Annotated in this window: 3 protein-coding genes; 2 read left to right on the top strand and 1 reads right to left on the bottom strand. The window is 71.6% G+C overall.

Annotated features, from left to right (window positions below; all coding sequences use genetic code 11):
- Nucleotides 1-67: 67 nt before the first annotated feature.
- Nucleotides 68-2,044: a PIG-L family deacetylase gene (locus ACFV6D_RS30660; protein ID WP_380562001.1), complete on the bottom strand. Its 1,977-nt coding sequence runs from the start codon at nt 2,042-2,044 to the stop codon at nt 68-70.
- Between the two features lie 386 nt (nt 2,045-2,430).
- On the opposite strand from ACFV6D_RS30660, the gene ACFV6D_RS30655 reads away from it, so the two are divergent.
- Entirely contained in the window at nt 2,431-4,368 is a 1,938-nt protein-coding gene (locus tag ACFV6D_RS30655; RefSeq protein WP_380561999.1) for an SGNH/GDSL hydrolase family protein, read from the top strand.
- 186 nt (nt 4,369-4,554) lie between these two features.
- Nucleotides 4,555-4,920: an NAD(P)-binding domain-containing protein gene (locus ACFV6D_RS30650; RefSeq protein ID WP_380428543.1), complete on the top strand. Its 366-nt coding sequence runs from the start codon at nt 4,555-4,557 to the stop codon at nt 4,918-4,920.
- Nucleotides 4,921-4,991 lie beyond the last annotated feature (71 nt).

Below are 4,991 nucleotides of genomic sequence, written 5' to 3'. Positions count from 1 at the left end.
GCGGCAGCCTGGGGCTGGGCGGGTGGGCCGGTCGGGTGGGTCTCGGCCCGGGGGTCGGAACCGGCGGTCACAGGGGCATGCCCTGCCAGCCGCCGAGGTTGGTGGGCGTCGTGCCCGTGCGGTAGTAGACGCGGCCGTCCGTGCCGATGGCGAACACGTACAGGACACCGCCGCCGTCGACGAGCGCGGTCGGGTAGTCGAGGACGGTGCCGCCGAGGTCCTGCCAGGCGCCGTAGCCGGAGTTCGGGGCGGTCTGGGCGGTGGTGCTCACGCCGCCGCCGCCGTTGCGCTCGAACAGGACGACCCGCCCGCCGAGGTTGGCCATCGCCGGCTCGCCCACTCCTGCGTGGCCGCCGAGGTTGCCCGGGGACTGGCTCCACGGTCCGCCGGGCTGGGTCTGGTAGCTGACGAGCATCGCGCCGGTGCCGGCCTCGCGGTAGGCGAGTTCGATGCGGCCGTCCTGGTCGAGCGCGGCCTTGGGCGGGCTGGCCGGCCGGGAGTTCGGGATCGGGCCCGGGCCGTTGATGGCGTCGTTCGGAGCGGTCTGCCACCAGTTGACGACCCCGTCGCGGGTGCTGGCGAAGACCTCGATCCTCCCGACGCCGTTGCGGATCGCGGTGACCGGGTCCTGGATGTCGGTGCCGTGCAGGTCATCCCAGGTGGTCGTCCAGGCGCCGTTCGGGCTGGTCTGCCGGATGCTGCTGAGGCCGCCGCCGCCGTTCTTGACGAAGAGCTCCAGCCGGCCGTCCTGGGAGGCGACCACCGCGGGCACGCCGACCTGGCCCGCGTTGTCGAGCCCGGCGTTGGGGTTGCCGAGGTCGGCCCAGCTGTCCCGCCACACGCCGTTGGGCGTGGTCTGCGGGACGGAGACGATGTGGTGGTCGGTGAGGCGGCGGGCGAAGACCTCCATCCGGCCGTCGGCGTTGGTGCCGACGGCGATGCCCGGCGCCAGCCGCCCGCCAGGGTCGGCGAACCGTGCCGGGCCGCCCCAACTGCCGTCCCCCTGGCGCCAGTACGTGTAGAGGGAGCCCGCCCGGACGACGAAGACCTGCGGCCGGCCGTCCTGGTTGAGTCCGGCCCAGGAGGTGCCCCGCGACCAGCGGTAGTACATCCGGGAGAACCAGGCGGTTTCGTAGTTCCCCGAGTGGTCGTGGCTGGCGTACTCGGAGACGAACACGCCCTTGGCGCCGACCGTCGCCGGGTCGAGGTTCACCGGGCAGTCGCTGATGTTGTAGTCCCGGTAGTTCACCTGGATCAGCGAGCCGCCGTACTGGCTCGCCGCCACGCCCGTGAACTTCGCGGCGGAGATGTGGTCCGAGTGGTCGTCCTTGTAGCGGGTGTCCGGGAGTTCGTCCTGGGCCCGGAGCACGGTCGGCTGGTACGTCACCATGATCTGCCGCAGCACCTCGACGACGTCCGCCGCCGTGTAGGTCGACGGCCCGGACAGCGGGCTGTCCTTCGGGACGACCGTGGTGTCGGTGCCGCCGTTCAGCACGTTGGCGAGCCCGGCGTCGTGCAGGTTGAGGAAGATCAGGTGCACCGGCCGGTCCTTGAGCATGTACCGCTCGACCTGCTTGCCCGCGACCGTCCACGCCTCGACCGTCCAGTGCCCGACCTCGTCGGTCGCCGGGTCGTTGTCGCCGACCCCGGTCATCCGGGAGTAGGCGTTGACGGCGCCCATCTGGCGGTTCCAGGTGCGCAGTGGGTCGCCGGCGGGGTCCCAGCAGCCGCCCACGCACGGGTCACCGGTGATGTTCCCGGCGGTGACGAACACCGTGACGGACGGCGTGCCGTTGCCGAGGGCGTTGGACAGGTCCGGGTTCATGAACAGGATGTCGTCGTCCTCATGGGCGACGACCTGCATGAACAGCGGCCCGGAGCCGGCGGCCATACGTGCGGCCGTACCCGTACCCGTACCCGTACCCGTACCCGTACCCGTACCCGTGGCCGCGGAGGCGCGGGTCGCGGTCCCCTTGGCCAGGACGGGTGCGGCGAGGGCGGTCAGCGCGAGGGAGGTGAGGAGTTGCCGTCGTCCGATTGCCATGTGATTTCCCCTCATTCGAGATTCGAGGTCGGCAGGTGATCACGCCAGGAGGAGATTGGCGGATTGTAGGGCGAGAAGTGCCCGAGACGGTATATCGCAAATCCCGTCAGGCGCGACAGTCAACTGACGTGCAATCAAGCCACTCCGTCTCTTTCTCGCCGATCTTGCCTGTACAGCGCGGTTTCTGCTGGAACTTCCCCATGGTTTCCGCCTGATGTTCCTCCTGGCGAAATCCGGACCGGCGGTGATTGCATGGTGGATGGCGAGCGGGCTCCGAGATTTCTCGGCCATTCTCGGACCTCCTCCTTCGGGAAACGGATCGCCACCATTTCTTCGTCACCCGAGCCATGCGGGAATGGTTTTCCGTACCCGGCGAAAGGACTCCTGTGCACGTCACCCACCGCCCACTGCGGGGCCGCCCGTCCGCCATGACGGCAGCCGCCGTCGTCCTCGGCGCGTTCGCCGCCCTGCCGCCCGCGGCCCCGGCGAACGCGGCCGTCGGCTGCGGGCCGGTCCCCGCCGCGCTCCCGTCAGCCCCGGGCGTGGCGCGCCCCGAGTCCTCGGCCTGGACGGGGAGTTGGGGTACCGCCATGAGCCTGGCAGGACCGTCGGCATCCTCGGGCGTGACGGGGCGGCAGACCCTGCGCATGGTCGTCCACACCAGCATCGGCGGCAGCTCCGCCCGGATCCACCTGGTGAACACCTTCAGCCCGGACCCGGTGACCATCGGGCACGTCACCGTCGCGGCCCAGGACAGGACTTCCGCCCGGAACGGGAATCCGGCCACGGCGGCGGCCACGCCGGCCACCCTGACGTTCGGCGGTTCGGGCCGGACCGTCATCCCACCCGGCGGCGAGGTCTACAGCGACCCCGTCGCCTTCCCGGTCACCGCAGACGAGAACCTGCTGGTCAGCCTCTGGCTGCCCGACGGGGTCACCACCGCGCCCTACCACCCGTACACGCTCACCACCTCCTACACCTCCGCCCCCGGCGACGGAGCCGACCGCACCCAGGACACGGGCGGCGCCAACCTCTCCACCCCGTACGCCTACTGGGCCTTCCTCGGCGGCCTGGACGTCACGGCCGCCGGCAGCGACGGGACGGTGGTCGCCCTCGGCGACTCGCAGGTGGACGGCGGGCACACCAACCAGGACTCCAACACCCGCTGGGCCGATGACTACGGGCGCGCCCTCAGCGCCCGACCGACGCCCGAAGGCATCGTCAACAAGGGCATCTCCGGCAACCGGATCCTCACCGACGGGACGGGAGGACGCGTCGGCTTCGGTCAGAGCGCGCTCAACCGCTTCGACCGGGACGTCCTCTCCCAGACCGGAGTGCGGAGCGTCGTGCTCTACGAGGGCATCAATGACATCACGATGGACGACGCCTCCGACTCCGCGCTCGAGTCGGGGATCCAGCAGCTGGCCTCACGCGCGCACGCGGCCGGGCTGCGCTTCACCGTTGCCACCATCCCCGCTTTCCAGGGCTACACCGACTACACCGCCGCCCGGGACCGGGTGCGCCAGTGCGTCAACGACTGGATCCGCACGACGACGGCTATCGACGGCTTCCATGACTTCGACCGGGCGACCCGCGACCCGCTCAACCCGAGCGCCGCGTTCGCCGGTTACGTCTCCTCCGACCACCTGCACTTCACCACCAACGGGAACACGGCCCTCGCCGAGGTCCTCGCCCCGCGGCCCGCCCCGACCAGCCCCTCCCACACCTTCTCCCAGACGACGGCCGGAGCCTTCCACGGCAAGGGCATCGGCGACCTCGTCGCCCGAGACGACTCGGACGGGCACCTGTACGAGTGGGCGGGGCTGGGAGACGGGTCCTTCACGGCCAGGACCGACCTGACGGCCGGCTGGGGCGCGTTCTCCCAGACCACCGCCGGCGATTTCCGGGGGACGGGTCACGCGGACCTGATGGCGAGGGAGGACGCGACGGGCAACCTGTACATGTGGCCCGGCAATGGGGACGGTACCTTCGCCGGCCGCGTGCTCGTCACCGACGGGTGGGGTCCGTTCTCGCAGACGGTTGCCGGTGACTTCCGGGGGACCGGTCACGCGGACCTGATGGCGAGGGAGGACGCGACGGGCAACCTGTACATGTGGCCCGGTAACGGGGACGGTACCTTCGCCGGCCGCGTGCTCGTCACCGACGGGTGGGGTCCGTTCTCGCAGACGGTTGCCGGTGACTTCCGGGGCACCGGCCGTGCCGACCTCATCGCCCGCAACGACACCTACGGCGTCCTCGATGAATGGATGAACACGGGCGGAGCCTCCTTCTCCCACGCCTTCCGGCTCACCGACGGCTGGTGACCGGCCGGTCGGCCCGTCCAACTCGTCCTACCCGGCCAATGCGCTTGCACGGGACCACCGTTCGCAGCGACGGCCCACCGGGCCGGGCGGCTCGCCGAAGGCGAGGAGGACGTCCAGCAGGTCGCCCGGGGCCTCGGCCGTGACGTCGGGTCCGGCGGGCAGGCCGTGCACCGTCCACCGCGGGTGATGGGCCAGGCGTCGGCCGCGGTCTTCCTGGACAAGGGCCACCCGACGACCGTCTGGAACCGCTCGGCCGGCAAGGCCGAGCAGCTCGTCGCCAAGGGCGCGCCCCTCGCCGGCTCGGTCAGGAGCGCGCTCGAGGCGAGCCCGCTGGTCGTCGTCCGTGTCTCGGACTACGACGCCGTGCACAGGTTGCTGGACCCGGCCGCCTCCTCCCTGACCGGCCGCACCCTGGTCAACCTGACCATGGCGAGCTCCACCCAGGCCCGGGAGACCGCCGAGTGGGCGGCCGAGGCCGGCATCGACTACGTCGACGGCGCGATTCTGGCGGTGCCCCAGGCCATTGGCACCGCCGAGGCCACCCTGCTGTAAGCCGGCCCGGAGTCCTGGGGGGGGGGGGGGGGGGGGGGGGGGGGGGGGGGGAGCCCCACCCCGCCGCGCGC

Origin of the sequence: Kitasatospora sp. NPDC059812, assembly GCF_042732075.1 — a bacterium.
Taxonomy (GTDB): Bacteria; Actinomycetota; Actinomycetes; order Streptomycetales; family Streptomycetaceae; genus Kitasatospora.
This window is presented reverse-complemented; position numbering and strand designations above follow the sequence as displayed.

Bases quoted from the DNA above. Each gene is read 5' to 3' on its own strand.
- ACFV6D_RS30660 (WP_380562001.1), bottom strand. From the start codon at position 2,044: ATGGCAATCGGACGACGGCAACTCCTCACCTCCCTCGCGCTGACCGCC.
- ACFV6D_RS30650 (WP_380428543.1), top strand. From the start codon at position 4,555: ATGGGCCAGGCGTCGGCCGCGGTCTTCCTGGACAAGGGCCACCCGACG.